Genomic DNA, 19,972 nt, shown 5'->3' with positions numbered 1-19,972 from the left:
CCTACATTGGATTGCGGTGTTATTGATCGTTCCCACGCTCTGCGTGGGAACGATCAGTGGCAGGGTTACTTGAAACCGAGCTGGCGCCAGCCTTCGTACACCGCGACGGCCACGGTGTTCGACAGGTTCAGGCTGCGGCAGCCTTCGCGCATCGGCAGGCGCAGGCGTTGTTCGCCGGGCAGGGCATCAAGCACCTCCGCCGGCAAGCCACGGCTTTCCGGGCCGAACAGGAACGCATCGCCCTCGGCGAAGCTGGCATCGTGAAACGGCCGCGAGCCCTTGGTGGTGAAGGCGAATAGCCGTGGATGGCCGAGGCTTTCCAGGCAACTGGCGAGGTCGGCGTGGCGTTGCAGGGTGGCGTACTCGTGGTAATCGAGGCCGGCCCGGCGCAGGCGCTTGTCGTCCATCTCGAAGCCCAGCGGTTCGATCAAATGCAGGTGGCAGCCACTGTTGGCGCACAGCCTGATAACGTTGCCGGTATTCGGCGGAATTTCTGGTTGGAAAAGGATGACGTGAAACATGCACGGCTCCGAAGGTAAAGATGAGCGGCATTCTACGCCGCCCGTGGACAACCGTTCGAAACTATTCCCGCGGGTCATCGGTTCGCTGGCGATTGTCGGGGTGATGGTCGGGCTGATGATTGGTCGCCTGACCACGCCCGATCCCAGCGAATTGCAGCAGGTCGACGTGACGAGCGACGGGCTGGTGGTGTGGTTCAACAACGAACCCAAGTCCCACGGCGAGATCGTCGACGGCAGTCTTGCATTGCTGTTCGAGGCTGAAGGCAAGGTGCGCAAAGGCCAGCTCAAGCTCAACGGTAAAGACGTGAACTGGCGCGTGCGTTTGAGTGATGGAGGGTTGTTGCTGACGGTGGTGGCGGCCCGGCCATTGCTGGGCGAGTGGTCCGGTAGCGAGGTTGATGACCGCTGGCGGCTGGAGATCCATCTCCGGGAGCAATAAAAGAGGGAATCCCCGGCCTGCCTGTACCAAGGTTCCCAAAACGGCGGGGACTCACGCTTTGCGGCGTCAGTCCCGGTGTAAAGAAGGAATCCCCGGCCTGCCTGTACCAAGGTTCCCAAAACGGCGGGGACTCACGCTTTGCGGCGTCAGTCCCGGTGTAAAGAAGGAATCCCGGCCTGCCTGTACCAAGCTTCCCAAAACGGCGGGGACTCACGCTTTGCGGCGTCAGTCCCGGTGTAAAGAAGGAATCCCCGGCCTGCCTGTACCAAGGTTCCCAAAACGGCGGGGACTCACGCTTTGCGGCGTCAGTCCCGGTGTAAAGAAGGAATCCCCGGCCTGCCTGTACCAAGGTTCCCCAAACGGCGGGGACTCACGCTTTGCGGCGTCAGTCCCGGTGTAAAGAAGGAATCCCCGGCCTGCCTGTACCAAGGTTCCCAAAACGGCGGGGACTCACGCTTTGCGGCGTCAGTCCCGGTGTAAAGAAGGAACCCCTGACCTGCCTGTATCAAGGGCCCCAAAACGGGTGTGGGCTCGTCGCTTGTGCGGTGTGAGCCCGGTGTAAAGAGGGGAATCCCCGGCCTGCCTGTACCAAGGTCCCCGAAACCGGGTAGTGAACTGAGTCACTGAATGGACTATTGCAGGGGGCGTGCCAGGTTTTAACAAGTTGATACAGAAAGTTGATGTGAAGCGCTGAAAGCCCTGTAATCCGGGGCTTTTCTGATTGTTCGATAGAGGTTCGGTAAGGGTTCGATTGCGAACGCGGGAGCGATTGCCGTGCGCGATTGCGGTTCACGGTGCATTGCGGCGGTGCACGTTCATTGTTTCCAACCGAAAAAGATCGCAGCCTTCGGCAGCTCCTACAGAGTTTTGCGTACACCCGTAGGAGCTGCCGAAGGCTGCGATCTTTTGATCGCTCCCACGCTCTGCGTGGGCATGCAGCCCGGGACGCTCTGCGTCCCAAAGCGGACGCAGAGCGTCCATTGACGCATTCCCACGCAGAGCCTGGGAACGATCATCTGAGAGCGTTAGCCCTCATCCCCCTCATCATCTTCCCCACCATCCACCTTCATCCCCAACTCCTTGATCTTGCGCGTCAGGGTATTACGTCCCCAACCCAGCAAAACCGCAGCATCACGGCGGCGGCCGGCGGTGTGTTTGAGGGCGGTTTCGATCATGATCCGCTCGAAGGCCGGCACAGCACTGTCGAGCAGGCTCGACTGACCACGCGCCAAAGCCTGGTCGGCCCACTGGCGCAGCGCCTGCTCCCAGTTGGTCACCGGCGCCGAATCCTGCGGCAGGTTCAGCAGCTCCGGCGGCAGGTCGCTGATGTGCACTTCGCGACCCGAAGCCATCACGGTGATCCAGCGGCAGGTGTTCTCCAGCTGACGCACGTTGCCGCCCCACGGCAGGTTCTTCAGGTATTCCTCGGTTTCGCTTTTCAGCAGCTTCGGTTCCACCGCCAGTTCTTGCGCGGCGCGGCTGAGGAAGTGCTTGGCCAGGGTCGGGATGTCTTCGCGACGATCCGACAGCCGTGGGATATGAATGCGGATCACGTTGAGACGGTGGAACAAGTCCTCACGGAATTTCCCGGCGTGCACCAGGGTTTCCAGATTCTGGTGGGTCGCGGCGATGATCCGCACATCGACCTTCACCGGCGTATGACCGCCGACGCGGTAGAACTCGCCGTCCGCCAGCACCCGCAGCAATCGGGTCTGGGTATCCGCCGGCATGTCGCCGATTTCATCGAGGAACAACGTGCCGCCGTCAGCCTGTTCGAAACGCCCGCGACGCAGGTTGGCCGCGCCGGTGAACGCGCCTTTCTCATGGCCGAACAGTTCGGATTCCATCAGGTCTTTCGGGATCGCCGCCATGTTCAACGCAATGAACGGCGACGCTGCCCGTGGGCTGTGACGGTGCAGGGCGTGGGCCACCAGTTCTTTACCGGTACCGGATTCGCCGTTGATCAACACGGTGATGTTGGAGTGGCTCAAGCGCCCGATGGCGCGAAACACTTCCTGCATCGCTGGCGCTTCACCGATGATTTCCGGGGTGCGGGTCAGGGCAACCGGGACTTCCAGGCCTTGCTGTTCCTGTGCGTGCTGGTTGGCGCGCTTGACCAGGGAAACCGCTTCGTCGACATCGAACGGCTTGGGCAGGTATTCGAACGCGCCCCCCTGATAAGAGGCGACAGCACTGTCCAGGTCGGAGTGGGCAGTCATGATGATGACCGGCAGCCGTGGGTGTTGTTCGCGAATCCGCGCCAGAAGGTCCAGGCCGCTGGCACCCGGCATGCGGATGTCGGAGATGATCACGTCCGGCTGCTGGCGCGCCAGGCGGCTCATCACGCCATCGGCGCTGTCGAAGCTTTGCGTGGTCATGCCTTCTTGCTGCAAGGCTTTTTCCAGGACCCAACGGATAGAACGGTCGTCATCGACGATCCACACGGTTTCACTACGGCTCATGTCGATGTGGCTCCTTGTTCCAGTGGCAGAAAGATCGAGAAAGTGGTGTGGCCTGGGTGGCTGTCACACTCGATCAGGCCCTGGTGCTGGCTGATGATGTTCTGGGTAATGGCCAGGCCCAGCCCGGTACCGTCCGGACGACCGCTGACCATGGGGAAGAAGATGGTTTCCTGAAGTTCCGCAGGAATGCCCGGGCCGTTGTCGATGATCTCGATCTTGGTCACCAGGCGATGGCGCACGTGGCCGATGGTGAACTGGCGCATGGTGCGGGTGCGCAGGCTGATGCGGCCCAGTCGCAGCTCGTTCTGGCTACTGATGGCCTGCATCGCGTTGCGCACGATGTTCAATACCGCCTGAATCATTTGTTCGCGGTCGATCAACACGTCGGGAATGCTTGGGTCGTAGTCGCGCACCAAGGTGATGCAGCCCTGGCTTTCGGCTTCCACCAACTGACTGACGCGCTCCAGCACTTCGTGGACATTGCACATGGCCAGCGACGGCAGTTTGTTCGAGCCGAGCATCCGGTCCACCAGGTTTCGCAGGCGATCGGCTTCTTCGATGATGACGTTGGTGTAATCGCGCAGGCTTTCTTCCGGCAGTTGGCGGGCGAGCAATTGCGCGGCGCCGCGAATCCCGCCCAGCGGGTTCTTGATCTCGTGAGCGAGGCCGCGCACCAGCATCTTGCTGGTTTCCTGCTTGGACAGTTGCGCCTCTTCCTTGGTGATCCGCAGCAAGCGGTCACGCGGGTGGACTTCCAGCAGCAGCATCGTGTCGCCGTTGCTCAGGATCGGTGTCACCGCGTAGTCGACGGTCAGGGTCTGGCCGGTGAGGGCCGTGAGCATCGCTTCGCGCTTGGTGAACGGGTGCGCCTGCTCGACGGCCTGGCGCAGGGAGTTCAGCGCTTCGGTGGATTCGGTGAACAACTCACTGATGAACTGCCCATGGCTACGCTGGCCGCTGATGGCCAGGAGCATCTCCGCCGCCGGGTTCATGTACTCGAGGCGCAGTTCGGCGTCGAGCAGGATGGTGGCGGTGGTCAGGTTGTCGAGTAGTAGCCGATGCAGTGCGTCGCTAATGGTCATCCGGACCTCTTTTGGAGCGGGGCGCGCGCAAGAAATGAGCGCTGATGCGAGGAAAATGCAAAAACCAAACCAAAGCTCCGAAAAGAAGCGTTTAAGGCCTGGAACGGGCGTTTAACGCTCGTTCGCGTGGCGTTCTGCCAGCTTTCGCGGGTACTTTCGAACCAAAATGGGTTTGGATGTGGGAACGGTGCAACCTATTGCACCAATATAGTGCGCAAAGCTGAACGAGGTTAGAAGAACTTCAGGAAGGGATTTTTTTCTTCTGGGGGTTTGTCTTTGAGCGGGCATTCCGGCCGTTGGCCGTAGTCGGTGAGGGTGCAAGGCTTGACTTGGCGCTTCTGCGCCAGCGAGGTGCGCAGCATATGGAAGGGCTGATTGGCCGTGCGCTCGACGGTGCGGCCTTGTTCGTCGAGGATTTCCGCCGACAGGTTATGACTGCCGCGGTCGATGTTGCTCAAGGCGAATACCGGGCTGAGGCCTGGTTCTGCGGTGGGCAGGCCGTCGAGTAACAAACGGTAGCGGTGGCCACGTTGCAGGCCGGGTTCGCTGGTAACGCTGACGATCAACTCACCGGCGTTGCTGCGGATCGTCGCGTCCGGCTCCGGGACAAGTACGCGGAGCATGTCGTAGCGGAACAGCGGTTTTTCTTCGGGTTTGCCGGCGGCCACCAGCGGTGCGGCACCAGTCGGGTTGGCGGACATGCGATTGCTGGTGGCCAGCGGCACCCGCTTGGCGTTGCCGGGACGCGGTTGGTCGGTAAAGACTCGATTGCCCTGGGCGTCGATGTAGGTATAAACGTCGGCCATCGCCGGCAGGGCGAACAGGCATGCGACCAGCAGCCAGCACCTCAAGGTTTATGCACCCGTTGCACGGTGAAGGTCACGCTTGGACTTTGCTGCACGAGGCTTTCGCCACTGATCACCTGTACGGCGAGGCTGTGTTCGCCGCGATCAATATTCACCAGTTGCAGGATCGGCACGTTGCTCGGTTGACCGTAAGGCTGGTTGTCCAGCAACAGCCGGAATAACTGAGGACCTTGCAGCCGAGGCTTGATCCGCACGCTGACGGTGAAGGTGCCATTGTTGGCGCGCAGGGCTTCTTCGGTGGGCAGGCCGGTGAGTTCAAGCACCTCGTAGGCGTTGCGGGACTGGTCGCGGCGGTTGGCTTCGGCGGGTGGAGCAGAAGGCGCCTGGGGTTCGACGCTGTTGAGCGGCGGCAACTCAACCGGCTGCGCCTTGATGCCATCGGGCGGCTGATTGCTGTAGGCGGTGTTGCCGGAGGCGTCGGTGTACTTATAGATCTGCGCTGCGGCGGGCAGGGCGATCAACAGCAACATCAGTAGAAAACCACGACCCATAAAATTGACCGCAATTGAAGGCGTTGGGTTGCAGCATAGGTCAGGGGAAGCGGTTGTCCCAAGTTGTTAACGTTTGGGCATAGAAAAGCAAGATCAAAAGATCGCAGCCTTCGGCAGCTCCTACGCGCCTGTGGGCGCTGCCGAAGGCTGCGATCTTTTGACGTTGCCCATAAAAAAGGCCTCCCGAAGGAGGCCTCTTTTTGTCACGCCGCTTGCGCAGGCGCTACCGGATCAGCAGCTGTAGTACAGCTCATATTCCAGCGGGTGTACGAAGGTGCGAACCTTGATTTCTTCTTCGCTTTTCAGAGCGATGTAAGCGTCGATGAAGTCGTCGGAGAATACGCCGCCTTTGGTCAGGAACGCGCGACCTTTGTCCAGCTCTTCCAGGGCTTCTTTCAGGCTGCCGCAAACTTGTGGGATCTCTTTCGCCTCTTCAGGCGGCAGGTCGTACAGGTTTTTGTCAGCGGCGTCGCCCGGGTGGATCTTGTTCTGGATGCCGTCCAGGCCAGCCATCAACAGTGCAGCGAAGCCCAGGTACGGGTTGGCTGCTGGATCCGGGAAGCGAGCTTCGATACGGCGAGCGCGAGGGCTGGACACGTAAGGAATACGGATCGAAGCGGAGCGGTTGCGAGCCGAGTAGGCCAGCATTACCGGAGCTTCGAAACCTGGGACCAGACGCTTGTAGGAGTTGGTCGACGGGTTGGTGAAGCCGTTCAGGGCCTTACCGTGCTTGATGATACCGCCGATGAAGTACAGGGCAGTGTCGGACAGGCCGGCATAGCCTTCGCCAGCGAAGGTGTTCTTGCCATCTTTGGCGATGGACAGGTGAACGTGCATGCCCGAACCGTTGTCGCCGTACAGTGGCTTAGGCATGAAGGTCGCGGTGCGGCCGTATGCATCAGCAACGTTGTGTACGCAGTACTTCAGGGTCTGAACTTCGTCAGCCTTGGCAACCAGGGTGTTGAACTTCACGCCGATTTCGTTCTGGCCGGCAGTCGCCACTTCGTGGTGGTGAACTTCGATGGTCAGGCCCATCTCTTCCATGGCGTTGCACATGGAGGTACGGATTTCGTGGTCGTGGTCGAATGGCGGTACCGGGAAGTAGCCACCCTTGACGCCTGGACGGTGGCCGCGGTTGCCGCCTTCCACGTCCTGGTCGGACATCCACGAACCTTGTTCGGAGTAGATTTTGAACATCGAGCCGGAGATGTCCGACTTGAACTTGACCTGGTCGAAGATGAAGAACTCTGGCTCCGGGCCAACGAATACGGTGTCGCCGATACCGGTCGACTTCAGGTATTCCTCGGCACGCTTGGCGATTGCCCGTGGGTCACGGTCGTAGCCTTGCATGGTCGAAGGCTCGATCACGTCGCAAACCAGGATCAGGGTTGGCTCTTCGGTGAACGGGTCGAGAACGGCAGTGCTGTCGTCCGGCATCAGGATCATGTCGGAGGCTTCGATGCCTTTCCAGCCAGCAATGGAGGAACCGTCGAACATTTTGCCTTCTTCGAAGAAAGCGTCATCCAGCGCATCGCGAGCCGGCATGGTCACGTGGTGCTGAGTGCCTTTGGTGTCCGTGAAGCGCAGATCAATCCACTTGACGTCATGATCTTTGATGAGTTGAACCGACTTCGACATAGTGTCCTCCGGGTGGCTTCGGGCTTAGTAGTGGATGCCCTTAGAATGTGGGTGATGCCGGCGCGAATACTCTGCCAAGGCAACCTGCCTCACAAGGGAGCAAATTGCATGCCAGTGCCCCACCATGGGTTTTTTGCCCCAATATCACGCTTATAGAGGCTTATTGCGCCGCAAAGCTGAAATTACCGCCCTGTAATGTAGCGTTCATTTCAACAAATGACCCGTTTTGGTGCGTGCGAAACCTTCTGCATATTAACTGGTTAAACCTTGAGCAATTTCCGCTATAATCCGCGCCCCCCTTTTTCGGCTGGCCCAGCGCGCGCTGTTTTCATGAAACTAATCGTAAAAGTCTTTCCCGAGATCACCATCAAGAGCCGCCCGGTACGGATGCGTTTCATCCGCCAGTTGGCCAAAAACATCCGTGCCGTGCTCCGCGATCTGGACCCGGCGGTGGTGGTGAACGGCGTGTGGGACAACCTCGAGCTGGAAACCCGCGTCACTGAGCCCCGGGCCCTGAAGGAGATGACCGAACGCCTGAGCTGCATGCCGGGCATCGCGCATTTCCTGCAGGTCGATGAATACCCGCTGGGTGACTTCGACGACATCGTTGCCAAGTGCAAGCAGCACTACGGTGATGCACTGGCCGGGAAGATCTTTTCGGTGCGCTGCAAGCGCGGCGGTCACCACACGTTCTCGTCCATGGACGTGGAAAAATACGTCGGCAGCCAGCTGCGTCGTCAGTGCGGCGCCGCCGGGATTTCCCTGAAAGAGCCGGAAATCGAAGTTCGTATCGAAATTCGCGACCAACGGTTGTACGTGATCCACAGTCAGCACAACAGCATCGGCGGTTATCCGCTGGGAGCGCTGGAACAGACGCTCGTGCTGATGTCCGGCGGCTTTGACTCGACAGTCGCCGCCTACCAGATCATGCGCCGTGGCCTGATGAGCCATTTCTGCTTCTTTAATCTGGGCGGACGAGCCCATGAACTGGGCGTTATGGAAGTCGCGCACTTCATCTGGAAGAAGTACGGCAGCTCCCAGCGCGTGTTATTTGTCAGTGTGCCGTTCGAGGAAGTACTGGGAGAAATTCTCGGGAAAGTCGATAACAGTCATATGGGCGTAGTTTTGAAGCGTATGATGTTGCGCGCTGCATCGAAGATTGCCGACCGGCTGGACATCGATGCGCTGGTGACCGGTGAAGCGATCTCCCAGGTTTCGAGCCAGACGCTGCCGAACCTGTCGTTGATCGACTGCGTGACCGAGAAGCTGGTCTTGCGCCCGCTGATCGCCAGTCACAAGCAGGACATCATCGACCTGGCCAGCGAAATCGGCACTGCCGACTTCGCCAAGCACATGCCGGAATACTGCGGGGTCATCTCGGTGAACCCCAAGACCCACGCCAAGCGCAACCGCGTGGAGTACGAAGAGCAACAGTTCGACATGGCAGTCCTTGAGCGTGCGCTCGAGAACGCCAAACTGGTACCGATCGATCGCGTGATCGACGAATTGGGCCAGGACTTGCAGATCGAAGAAGTCAGCGAAGCTCTGGCGGGCCAGATCATCATCGACATCCGTCACCCGGATGCCGCTGAAGACGAGCCGCTGGAACTGGCTGGCATTGAGGTACAGACGATGCCGTTTTATGCATTGAACGCTCGTTTCAAGGAACTGGACCCTACTCGCCAGTACCTGCTGTATTGCGACAAAGGCGTGATGAGTCGCCTGCATGCCCACCATTTGCTCAGTGAGGGGCATGCCAATGTGCGCGTTTATCGACCGAGCTAAGTGCCCGGGCTGTTTGCCTGTGGCCTGCGTCACCGGCCCCCCGACGCCGCCGTCAAGCTGTAACGGCTTTGCCGGACTCTACTGTTAATCGCTGCCAAGACTTGTCAGCACACCGAATCCTCTGATCGAGATACACAAGTGATCGAAAATCTACGCAACATCGCCATCATTGCTCACGTTGACCATGGTAAAACCACCCTGGTAGACAAACTCTTGCGTCAATCCGGCACCCTGGAGCGCAACGAGCTCAACGACGAGCGCGTGATGGACTCCAACGACCAGGAGAAAGAGCGCGGTATTACCATTCTGGCGAAAAACACCGCCATCAACTGGAACGGCTACCACATCAACATCGTGGATACCCCGGGCCACGCCGACTTCGGCGGCGAAGTTGAACGTGTAATGTCGATGGTTGACTCCGTTCTGCTGCTGGTTGACGCTCAAGACGGCCCTATGCCGCAAACCCGTTTCGTGACCAAGAAGGCTTTCGAAGCCGGCCTGCGTCCAATCGTGGTGATCAACAAGGTTGACCGTCCAGGCGCACGTCCGGACTGGGTTCTGGACCAGATCTTCGACCTGTTCGACAACCTCGGTGCTACCGAAGAACAGCTGGACTTCAAAGTCGTCTACGCCTCGGCCCTGAACGGCATTGCCGGTCTGGAACACACCGACATGGCTGAAGACATGACCCCGCTGTACCAGTCGATTGTCGACAACGTACCAGCACCGAAAGTTGACCGTGACGGTCCGTTCCAGATGCAAATCTCGGCACTGGACTACAACAGCTTCCTGGGCATTATCGGCGTTGGCCGTATCGCTCGTGGTCGCGTCAAGCCGAACACCCAGGTTGTGGCGATCGATGCCGACGGCAAGCGCCGTAACGGCCGTATCCTGAAGCTGATGGGTCACCACGGTCTGCACCGTATCGACGTTGACGAAGCAGCTGCCGGTGACATCGTCTGCATCAGCGGCTTCGATTCGCTGTTCATCTCCGACACTCTGTGCGACCCACTGAATGTTGAAGCGATGAAGCCGCTGACCGTCGACGAACCAACCGTTTCGATGACCTTCCAGGTTAACGACTCGCCGTTCTGCGGCCGTGAAGGCAAGTTCGTCACCAGCCGTAACATCAAAGAACGTCTGGACAAGGAACTGCTCTACAACGTTGCCCTGCGCGTTGAAGAAGGCGACACCGCCGACAAGTTCAAAGTGTCTGGCCGTGGTGAGCTGCACCTCTCGGTACTGATCGAAACCATGCGTCGCGAAGGCTTCGAAATGGGTGTTGGTCGTCCGGAAGTGATCATCCGCATGGTTGACGGCGTCAAGCACGAACCGTACGAAAACGTGACCATCGACCTGCCAGAAGAATCGCAAGGTTCGATCATGGAGCAGATCGGTATCCGTAAAGGCGACCTGACCAACATGGTTCCGGATGGCAAGGGCCGTGTGCGCCTTGAGTACAACATCCCGGCTCGTGGCTTGATCGGTTTCCGTAACGAGTTCCTGACCCTGACCTCCGGTGCAGGCATCCTGACCTCGATCTTCGACCGTTACGACGTGATGAAGTCCGGCGACATGTCCGGCCGTCAGAACGGCGTGCTGGTTTCGGTGGCTACCGGTAAGGCTCTGACTTACTCGCTGGAAACCCTGCAAGCTCGCGGCAAACTGTTCCTGGGTCACGGCGAAGACGTGTACGAAGGTCAAATCGTCGGCATCAACAGCCGCGACAACGACCTGGGCGTCAACCCAACCAAAGGCAAGAAGCTCGACAACATGCGTGCCTCGGGTAAAGACGAAACCATCGCTCTGGTTCCGCCTATCCGTTTCACCCTGGAACAAGCTCTGGAATTCGTTCAAGAAGACGAATTGTGCGAAGTCACTCCTAAGTCCATCCGTCTTCGCAAGAAGATCCTGGGCGAAAGCGAGCGTACCCGCGCTGCCAAGAAGTCCGGTAACTAAGTCATTTAGTTAGCTGACAAAAAAAACGCCCCCGACCGCAAGGTCGGGGGCGTTTTTGTTTGTCTGGGGCCAAAATCAAAAGATCGCAGCCTTCGGCAGCTCCTACGCGCCTGTGGGCGCCGCCGAAGGCTGCGATCTTTTGGCGTTAAAACTTCTCGAGCGTGCGACGGCTGCTGCTGGTCTCGCGCGCCACTTCTTTAGGCTTGTAAGCGCAATACCCCGGCCGCGGTCCGATTTTCGGGTGGTTGCGGCAAGTATCCGGGCGCTTTTCATAAATAGTGCACAGACGGCTCTTACGATCCAGGTACAGGCAATCGTTGTTGCTCATGCGCTGGAGGGTGAAGATCTCGGACTTCTGGTTGTAACGCTCGACGATCCCTTCCTTCTGCAAACGCTTGGCGATGTTCTTCGCCGGTTCGCCGCGCTCGAACTCGTCGACGATGCCGATACGGATCAGATCCTTGATCTTGACCTCGACCGGCAAGGTGCAGCAGCTGGACACGCAGGAGCCACACATCGGGGCAGAGTACTTGGCCCAGGTATCGAGGCGGTCGATCTCCGCGGCGGCGATCAGGTTGGACTTCATCATCGGTTGTTACCAGCGTGCATCAGGGCGCGCGATCATACCGGGACTGGTGGATTTTTGAACAACCTTTCGCCAGATTTTTTGCGATATCGCCAAATAACCCGTGTGTTTCGGCACGGCCCCTGCATTGATTCAGCCACCCGCCAGCGTAATGCCGAGCTATCTCGCACTAACAGGAAAAACTGCCGAACCAGAGCCCATACCACCTGTCAGACCGTCTAGGCTCAGACAATTCCAAGCTCGCTCGAGGTCCTATCGATGACTCAAGAACCACTTGTTCGCGAAGCAGAGGTGGCCGCATTCCGCGACGCCGTCTTGACCAAACTCACCTACGCGGTGGGCAAAGACCCGGATCACGCCTTCGACCACGACTGGTTCGAAGCCATTGCCTTGGCAGCGCGCGATCACATGGTCGAGCACTGGATGGATCACACGCGGCAGATCTACCGCAAAGGTCAGAAGCGGGTTTACTACCTTTCCCTTGAATTTCTTATTGGCCGTTTGCTCTACGACAGCCTCAGCAACCTCGGCCTGCTCGACGTTGCCCGTGAGGCGCTGACCGAGCTCGGCGTCGACCTGGAGCGCATCCGCCTGCTGGAGCCCGATGCGGCGCTGGGTAACGGCGGCCTCGGTCGCCTGGCGGCGTGCTTCATGGAAAGCATGTCGACCCTCGGCATCGCCGGCCATGGCTATGGCATTCGTTACGAACACGGGTTGTTCCGCCAGGCCATCGTCGATGGCTGGCAGCAGGAACAAACCGAACACTGGCTGGATTTTGGCAACCCGTGGGAGTTCGAGCGGCCGGAAGTCGTCTACCCGATCGGCTTCGGCGGCAGCGTCGAAACTGTCACTGATGAGGCCGGCAAGTCTCGCCAGGTCTGGACCCCGGTAGAAACCGTGCGGGCCATCGCCTACGACACCCCGGTGGTCGGCTGGCGCGGTGCGAGCGTCAACACCCTGCGCCTGTGGCGTGCCCGCGCCATGGAAGACCTGCACCTGGAGCGCTTCAACGCCGGCGACCACTTGGGCGCCGTGGCCGAAGTGGCCCGGGCCGAAAGTATCTCCCGAGTGCTTTACCCGGCAGACAGCACCGAAGCCGGTCAGGAACTGCGTCTGCGGCAGGAATACTTTTTCGTCGCTGCGTCCCTCCAGGACTTGCTGCGCCGTCACCGCAACATGCACACCTCGGTGCTGACCCTGGGCGACCACGCGGCAATCCAGCTCAACGACACCCACCCATCAATTGCCGTGGCCGAACTGATGCGGCAACTGGTCGACGTCTACGATGTTGCGTGGGATGCCGCGTGGCAGGTGACGGTCGACACACTGTCGTACACCAACCACACCTTGCTGCCGGAAGCGCTGGAAACCTGGCCGGTCGGCTTGATGGAACGCATGCTGCCGCGGCACATGCAGATCATTTACCTGATCAACGCCCAGCACATCGACTCGCTGCGGGCCAAAGGCATCCACGACTTCGACGTGCTGCGCGCAGTGTCGCTGATCGAGGAAGACAACGGCCGCCGCGTGCGCATGGGCAACCTCGCATTCCTCGGTTCCCACAGCGTCAACGGCGTGTCCGGGTTGCACACGCAACTGATGCGCAAGACCGTGTTCTCCGAACTGCACAAGCTCTACCCGGACCGGATCAACAACAAGACCAACGGCATCACCTTCCGCCGCTGGCTCTTCCAGGCCAACCCCGAGCTGACGGCCATGATGGTCGACGCCCTCGGTCCCGATCTTTTGGATAACGCCGAGCAGCGGCTGATCGAACTTGAAACGTTCGCCGAGAAGGCGGCGTTTCGCAAGGCTTTCGCTGATCAGCGGCTGCACAGCAAGAAAGCCCTGGCGTACCTGATTCACGAACGGCTGGGCATCGCGGTCAACCCGGCGGCGATGTTCGACGTGCAGGTCAAGCGGATCCACGAATACAAACGCCAGTTGCTCAACCTGCTGCACACCGTCGCGCTGTATCAGGCGATTCGTGCCGAGCCGGAAGTCGACTGGGTGCCGCGTGTGAAGATCTTCGCCGGCAAGGCGGCGGCCAGTTATCACCAGGCCAAGCTGATCATCAAACTGACCAATGACATCGCCCGGGTGGTGAACAACGACCCGACCGTGCGCGGTTTGCTCAAGGTGGTGTTCCTGCCCAACTACAACGTCAGCCTGGCGGAGAGCATCATTCCGGCGGCGGATTTATCGGAACAGATCTCCACGGCCGGCTTCGAGGCGTCGGGCACCAGCAACATGAAGTTCGGCCTCAACGGTGCGTTGACCATCGGCACCCTCGATGGCGCCAACGTCGAGATGTGCGAACGGATCGGCGCCGAGCACATGTTTATTTTCGGCCTCAGCGCTCAGCAGGTGGAAGCACGCAAGCAAAACCATGAGTTCAGTGCGACGCCGGATATTGCTGCGTCCCATCGGCTTAACGACGTGCTGCAAGCGATTCGCGGCGGGGTGTTCTCGCCGGATGATCCGTCCCGTTACGCCGGTTTGATCGATTCGCTGATCGACTATGACCGCTTCCTGGTCTGCGCCGATTTCGACTCCTACTGGGACGCCCAGATGCGCGTCGAAGCTCACTGGCACGATTCTCAAGCCTGGTGGCGTTCGGCGGTGTTGAACACGGCGCGCATGGGCTGGTTCTCCTCGGACCGGACGATTCGTGAGTACGCGACGGAGATCTGGAAGGCACTTGAGTAACTTTTAGATCGGCTCGATATACTAGCGCCCGGGAAAAGATCGCAGCCTTCGGCAGCGCCTACAGGACCGCGTCACACCGCGCTTTTGTAGGCGCTGCCGAAGGCTGCGATCTTTTTGCAACGGGCTGCGCTAATCTTCTCGGATTGGCCACTGGGCTTAGGGATATCGACCATGCAATGGATTTTAATGCTGATTGGCTTGGCGCTGGGTTGGATACTCGACGAGTCGTTCAGCGATGCGCTGTTGGGCGCTTTGTTCGGGTTGGGCATTGGCCAGGCCTTTCGCATTGGCCGTTTGGGCAGGCAAGCTGCCGAGCAGCACCGTTTGCTCGAACAGACGCAGGTGGCGCTCAATACATTGCTGCAACGGCTGATATTGCTGGAGGGGGCTGGCTTCAAGGCACCGGAAACCAGCGAGCCGATTGTCAGCGAACCTGTCGCAGCCCCTGAATTCATTCTCGACGACATCCCCGTCGATCCTCCCGTCGAAACCCCGGAGCTACTCTGGGAGCTTCCGCCCGGGCTCGAGCCGATCACCGCCACGGCCTCCGAAACCAGCCGTCCGCTGCCCGCCGATGTCTGGACCCCGGAACCGGTCGCCCGCGAACCGCGACAACCGGCAGCCCCGCGCGAGCCTAACGTTTTCGACCGCGCCATCAACGGTGCGCGCAACTGGCTGTTCGGTGGCAACACGGTGCTGCGGGTTGGCGTGGTGCTGTTGTTCCTCGGCCTGGCGTTCCTGCTGCGTTACGCCACCGAAGGCATGGTGGTGCCGATCGAGATGCGTTACGCCGGTGTCGCCGCCAGTGCCCTGGGCTTGCTCGCATTGGGCTGGTGGCTGCGTCATCGCAACAACCAATACGCGCTGATGTTGCAAGGCACCGGGATCGCGGTGTTGTACCTGACGGTGTTCGCCGCAATGCGCTTGCACCCGATACTCGACCCGACGGCGGCCCTGGGCCTGCTGGTGGCGGTGACGGTGTTCTCGGCGATTCTGGCGATCACCCAGGATTCCCTGGCGCTGGCCTGCGTCGCCGCACTGGGCGGCTTCGCCGCGCCAATCCTGACCTCGACCGGCGCCGGCAACCACGTCGCGCTGTTCAGCTACTTCGCCCTGCTCAACGCCGGCATTCTTGGTATTGCCTGGTTCAAGGCCTGGCGCGTGCTCAACCTGATCGGTTTTGTCGGTACTTTCGGCATCGGTTTCGCCTGGGGCGTGCGTTCTTACACGCCGGAGTTACTGTGGAGCACCGAGCCGTTCCTGATTCTGTTCTTCCTGATGTACCTGGGCATCGGCCTGTTGTTTACCCGGCGCAAATTGCTGCAGATGAGCGACTCGCCTGAAGATGAGAGTCGCCAGGCGCTGCTGCACTGGTCGGCGCGCAAGGGCGATTACGTCGATGGCACGATGCTGTTCGGGCCGCCGCTGGTGGGCTTCGGTTTGCAATTCGCGCTGGTCCAGCACCTGGAGTTCGCTGCCGCGTTCAGTGCGCTGGGGCTGGGCATGCTCTATATGGGCCTGGCCCGATTGCTGATGGGCGGTCGCGCAGTGTTGCTGGCGGAAACCTGCCTGGCCCTTGGCGTGATCTTCGCCAGTCTGGCGATCCCCTTGGGCCTCGACGCGCGTTGGACGGCTGCCGCTTGGGCGGTGGAAGGCGCGGGGATCTTCTGGCTCGGCCTGCGCCAGCAACGACCGCTGGCCCGCGCCTTCGCCTTGCTGCTGCAACTCGGCTCGGCACTGGCGTTTCTCAGTAAGTTGCAGGCCGGCGAAAGCAGCCTGCTGGACGGTTCGCCATTGGGCGCATTGATGCTCGGCGTGGCGTTGCTGTTCAGCTTCTATCAATTGCGCAAAGCCTTGCCGGAGCAGGCCTCTGAGTGGGAGCGCCAGGGCTTGCCGGTGTTGGCTTGCCTCGGCCTGACGTTCCTTTATTTGCTGGCACCGCTGTTCTTCCTCACCCACGGCACGGCGATCAGTTGGGCGCTGGCCGGGTTGGCGACGTTGTTCATTGGTCTGCGCCTGCAATCGCGCACGTTCCTGTTCACCGCGTTTGCCGTGCAATTGCTCGGCGGCGCGTTGTTCCTGTTGCGGCTGCACGGGGCGAACGATGGCTCCGCCGCGGTGTTCAGTGCTGGCTGGAGCGGTTTGCTCAGTGCCTCGCTGATTGGCCTGGCGTTGATCGCCGGCATGTTGCTGGCGGCCCGCGATGAGATGGTGCGCAACGATGTGCGCTTGCTGCGCGGTTTATCGGTGATCTTGCTGGCCGGTCTGGTGCTGATCAACCTTGCGGTGTTGTTCGTGCTGCCATGGCAAACCGCGAGTGCGGTGTGGGCCGCCAGCGGTTTGTTCATCATCTGGCTGAGCCTGTACCTGAAGCAGCCCGTGAGTTTTGTCTTCGGTCTGCTGTTGCAGGTGATCGGTGGTGCGCAGTTCCTGTTCGCCGTGCCGGATCTGCTCGGACCGTTGGCCAGTGAAGGCTTGCGACCGTTGGCCCACAGCGGGTTCTGGACGCCGCTGGTACTGGGCCTGGCCGCGCTCGTCGGTGCCTGGCGCTTGCAGCTTGGCAAGCATGACTCGGCTTTCGATGTGCTGAGCCTGCATCGTCTGTCCGAATTGCTGCTGGTGTGGGGCGCGGGCTGGTGGGCGCTGGCATGGATCAGTGAAGTGCTGCGCTTTGCGCCTGTGGATCTGCAAGCGACCTTGTTGCTGGCCGTCGCGGCACTGAGTGTGGCGCTGTGGTCGGTGTTGGCGCTGCGCCTGAAATGGCCGGCGCTGGGCTTGCTCTGCACCTTGCTGATTCCGGCGTCCGGTCTGGTATTGGCTGCTGCGTGGCATGCGCGCTTTCACCCGGCGGCCAACTTCGGCTGGTTGGTGTGGGCGGCGGTGTTCGTTGTGCATCTCGTCTCCCTGCGACGTCTGGCGCCGATGTTGCCGGCACGCGCCCTCAGTACTGCTCATGTGCTCGGCTGCTGGTTATTGATCGGTGTGCTGGCCCTGGAACTGCGTTACGGCTTGCTGCTGTTGTCCGAGCAGTACAACGCCTGGCGCTGGCTGGGATGGGCGATTCTGCCGAGTGTGTATCTGGTGCTGGCGGCTGCGCCGCGCAACTGGCCATGGCCGGTGTCGGCGTATCCGCGCGAATACCGTGTCTACGCGGCGGCGCCGTTGGCCTTGCTGATGCTGGGCTGGTTCTGGTTGGCGAACGGTGTCAGCGACGGCACCGCCGACCCGCTGCCTTACGTGCCGCTGATCAACCCGCTGGAATTGGGCCTGCTGTTTGCGTTGTTCGGCGTTTACGTCTGGACACGCCGCGCGGTGACGCAATTTGCGCTGCCGAAGTTTTACGCCGAGCACGCTACGCAATTGATCGCCGGTGTTTCGTTGTTTGTCTTTTTCTGCGCAGTGGTCACGCGTACGGCCCACCATTGGGGTGGCGTGCCGTTTGAGCTGGATTTGCTGCTGGCATCGATGCAAGTGCAGGCCGGTCTGTCGATCGTCTGGACCCTGATGGCGCTGGGGCTGATGATTGGTGGCCACCTGCGGCATCGCCGTGAAGTCTGGCTGATCGGCGCCGCGCTGATTGGCCTGGTGGTGGCCAAGCTGTTCTTCATTGAATTGAGTAACCGTGGCGGACTTGCCCGGATCGTCTCGTTTATCGGCGTTGGCGTGTTGCTGCTGGTGGTGGGTTATTTCGCCCCGTTGCCGCCCAAGCGCGTCGAGGCTGCGCCGGATGCTGAAAAACCGGCCCCGGAAACCGAAGGAGTGTCGTCTTGAGTCAGAAGCTGAACCTGGGTTGGTTGGGCGCTGTTGCGCTGGGCGTGACGCTGTGCGCCAGCGCGCAAGAAAAACCGGCGGACTTCAGCACGCAAGTGCCGCTGTCCGTGAGCGGCGAAGGCCCGTGGTATCGCCTCGAACTGCCGCTGAACGTGCAACTGAACGCGCGGCAGACTGATCTCAGCGACATACGTGTGTTCAACGCGGCCGGCGAGGCGCAGGCCTATGCCGTGGCCCGGGAAACCGCACAATCCGCCGAAAACCGTACGCTGACCGACGTGAAGTGGTTCCCGCTGTACGCCTCGGCAGACGCCACCGAACGTGCACCCAGCGTGCGGGTACAATCGAGCGCCAACGGCACGCTGGTGCAAGTGCAGCCGTCCAGCCAACTGGAGGCGGGCGAAGAAGTACTGCGCGGCTGGTTGCTCGACGCGAGCGCGATCAAGGCGCCGTTGCAGCAGTTGATCCTCGACTGGACCAGCGAGCGCGAGGGTTTCCAGCGTTTCAGTATCGAAGCCAGCGATGACTTGCAGCATTGGCAGGCGTGGGGTGAAGGGCAGGTGGCGCGGTTGTCGTTTGCCGACGAACGGGTCGAGCAACATGAAGTCGGCTTGCCGGGGCAGTCGGCGCGCTATCTGCGCTTGCTGTGGAACACCCCGCAGTCGGCGCCGGTGCTGACTTCGGCCCAACTGGAAAGCGCCAGCACCCACAGCCTGCCGCTGCCGTTGGTCTGGTCGCAACCGTTGGCCGGCACCAGCGTGAAGGCCGGTGAATACACCTGGCAGTTGCCGATGGGGCTGAATGTCGAGCGGGTCCAGGTCGACTTGAGCCAGCCCAATAGCCTGGCGCCGGTGACCTTGTCCGGGCGACGCGAGAGCAGTTTGCCTTGGCAGCCATTAAGCAGCGGGTTGCTCTATCGCCTGACCCAGAATGGCCAGGATGTGGTGCAGAACCAATTGCAGTTGTCGGGGCAAACCGTGCAGCAGTTAAAGCTGACCGTGGATGAGCGCGGTGGTGGCTTGGGCGCTGCTGCGCCGACCGTGAAGTTCGCCGTGCGTTCGACGCAGGTGGTGTTCCTGGCGCGTGGCGCCGGGCCGTATACGTTGGCGTTGGGCAGTGCGACGGTAAAGACGGCGAATTTGCCGTTGCCGACGTTGATTCCGGATTACAGCCCGGCCAAATTGGCGACGTTGGGCAAGGCCACGATTGATGGCGCAGCGGTGGTGACGCCAGTTTCGCCAGCGGTGACCGTTGCTACGGCTGACACGGACTGGAAGAAGTTCGGGCTGTGGGCGGTGTTGTTGCTCAGTGTGCTGTTCCTGGCGGTGATGGCGGCCAGTCTGTTGCGTAAACCCCCAGCCAAATTCTGAGAATGGCTGGCGCTACGCGCCATTCGCGAGCAAGCCCGCTCCCACAGTGGATCAGCGTTATGACAGAGATTTTGTTCACAACACAGGTCAAATGTGGGAGCGGGCTTGCTCGCGAAGGCGGCTTATCTGCCGGCGAAAATGTTCAATTTGCCTTCGATCCCCAAACCACATCCGCACCATTTCGAACTACGCTAAACCCCGCGCATGAACTCTATTGGGTGTATCACGTCTGATAGGAGGAAATGCGCCTCGACTCGCGTTAAACTGCGCGGGTTTTTAGCCCCCCCATTCCT

Annotated in this window: 13 protein-coding genes; 6 read left to right on the top strand and 7 right to left on the bottom strand. The window is 60.5% G+C overall.

Annotation, left to right across the window (positions count from 1 at the left end; genetic code table 11):
- Window positions 1-65: 65 nt before the first annotated feature.
- Entirely contained in the window at window positions 66-521 is a 456-nt protein-coding gene (locus JFV26_RS11045) for a tRNA (cytidine(34)-2'-O)-methyltransferase (RefSeq protein WP_007949025.1), read from the bottom strand.
- Here JFV26_RS11045 and JFV26_RS11040 point away from each other — a divergent pair.
- Entirely contained in the window at window positions 520-960 is a 441-nt protein-coding gene (locus JFV26_RS11040; protein WP_201192203.1) for a hypothetical protein, read from the top strand. The genes JFV26_RS11045 and JFV26_RS11040 overlap by 2 nt on opposite strands.
- Window positions 961-1,985: 1,025 nt before the next feature.
- On the opposite strand, the gene ntrC is transcribed toward JFV26_RS11040, so the two are convergent.
- From ntrC to glnA, 5 genes are all read right to left on the bottom strand, one after another.
- Window positions 1,986-3,422 carry a nitrogen regulation protein NR(I) gene (gene ntrC / locus JFV26_RS11035; protein ID WP_201192201.1) on the bottom strand — a complete coding sequence of 479 codons (1,437 nt, stop codon included), beginning with the start codon at window positions 3,420-3,422 and terminating at the stop codon, window positions 1,986-1,988.
- Window positions 3,419-4,504 carry a nitrogen regulation protein NR(II) gene (gene glnL, locus JFV26_RS11030; RefSeq protein WP_201192199.1) on the bottom strand — a complete coding sequence of 362 codons (1,086 nt, stop codon included), beginning with the start codon at window positions 4,502-4,504 and terminating at the stop codon, window positions 3,419-3,421. The genes ntrC and glnL overlap by 4 nt, the downstream gene beginning before the upstream one ends.
- Before the next feature lie 230 nt (window positions 4,505-4,734).
- Window positions 4,735-5,355, bottom strand: a complete 621-nt coding sequence (locus JFV26_RS11025; protein WP_201192197.1) for a DUF4124 domain-containing protein — start codon at window positions 5,353-5,355, stop codon at window positions 4,735-4,737.
- Complete coding sequence (locus tag JFV26_RS11020; protein ID WP_201192195.1) at window positions 5,352-5,861, bottom strand: DUF4124 domain-containing protein; 510 nt, start codon at window positions 5,859-5,861, stop codon at window positions 5,352-5,354. Before JFV26_RS11020 ends, JFV26_RS11025 begins: the two co-directional genes overlap by 4 nt.
- Before the next feature lie 231 nt (window positions 5,862-6,092).
- Entirely contained in the window at window positions 6,093-7,499 is a 1,407-nt protein-coding gene (glnA, locus tag JFV26_RS11015) for a glutamate--ammonia ligase (protein ID WP_123402596.1), read from the bottom strand.
- A 330-nt stretch (window positions 7,500-7,829) separates the two neighbouring features.
- Between glnA and thiI the strand changes: the two genes are divergently transcribed.
- Both thiI and typA read left to right on the top strand, forming a co-directional pair.
- On the top strand, window positions 7,830-9,284 hold the full coding sequence (gene thiI, locus JFV26_RS11010; protein WP_201192193.1) for a tRNA uracil 4-sulfurtransferase ThiI: 1,455 nt from the start codon (window positions 7,830-7,832) through the stop codon (window positions 9,282-9,284).
- A 138-nt stretch (window positions 9,285-9,422) separates the two neighbouring features.
- Window positions 9,423-11,243: a translational GTPase TypA gene (gene typA, locus JFV26_RS11005; RefSeq protein ID WP_201192191.1), complete on the top strand. Its 1,821-nt coding sequence runs from the start codon at window positions 9,423-9,425 to the stop codon at window positions 11,241-11,243.
- Window positions 11,244-11,388: 145 nt separating this feature from the next.
- Here the strand turns inward: typA and JFV26_RS11000 are convergent, their stop codons facing one another.
- A complete protein-coding gene (locus JFV26_RS11000; RefSeq protein ID WP_149416955.1) occupies window positions 11,389-11,829 on the bottom strand; it encodes a YkgJ family cysteine cluster protein in 441 nt (146 codons plus the stop codon).
- A 258-nt stretch (window positions 11,830-12,087) separates the two neighbouring features.
- On the opposite strand from JFV26_RS11000, the gene JFV26_RS10995 reads away from it, so the two are divergent.
- From JFV26_RS10995 to JFV26_RS10985, 3 genes are all read left to right on the top strand, one after another.
- The gene (locus tag JFV26_RS10995; protein WP_201192190.1) at window positions 12,088-14,538 is read left to right on the top strand and encodes a glycogen/starch/alpha-glucan phosphorylase; all 2,451 of its coding nucleotides are present in this window, start codon (window positions 12,088-12,090) and stop codon (window positions 14,536-14,538) included.
- 171 nt (window positions 14,539-14,709) lie between these two features.
- Window positions 14,710-18,309, top strand: coding sequence for a DUF2339 domain-containing protein (locus JFV26_RS10990; RefSeq protein WP_201192188.1), 3,600 nt, complete (start codon window positions 14,710-14,712; stop codon window positions 18,307-18,309).
- Entirely contained in the window at window positions 18,306-19,679 is a 1,374-nt protein-coding gene (locus tag JFV26_RS10985; protein ID WP_201192186.1) for a DUF3999 domain-containing protein, read from the top strand. The genes JFV26_RS10990 and JFV26_RS10985 overlap by 4 nt, the downstream gene beginning before the upstream one ends.
- The last annotated feature ends 293 nt before the right edge of the window (window positions 19,680-19,972 follow it).

It is taken from the genome of Pseudomonas sp. TH31, from assembly GCF_016650815.1.
Taxonomy (GTDB): Bacteria; Pseudomonadota; Gammaproteobacteria; order Pseudomonadales; family Pseudomonadaceae; genus Aquipseudomonas.
This window is presented reverse-complemented; position numbering and strand designations above follow the sequence as displayed.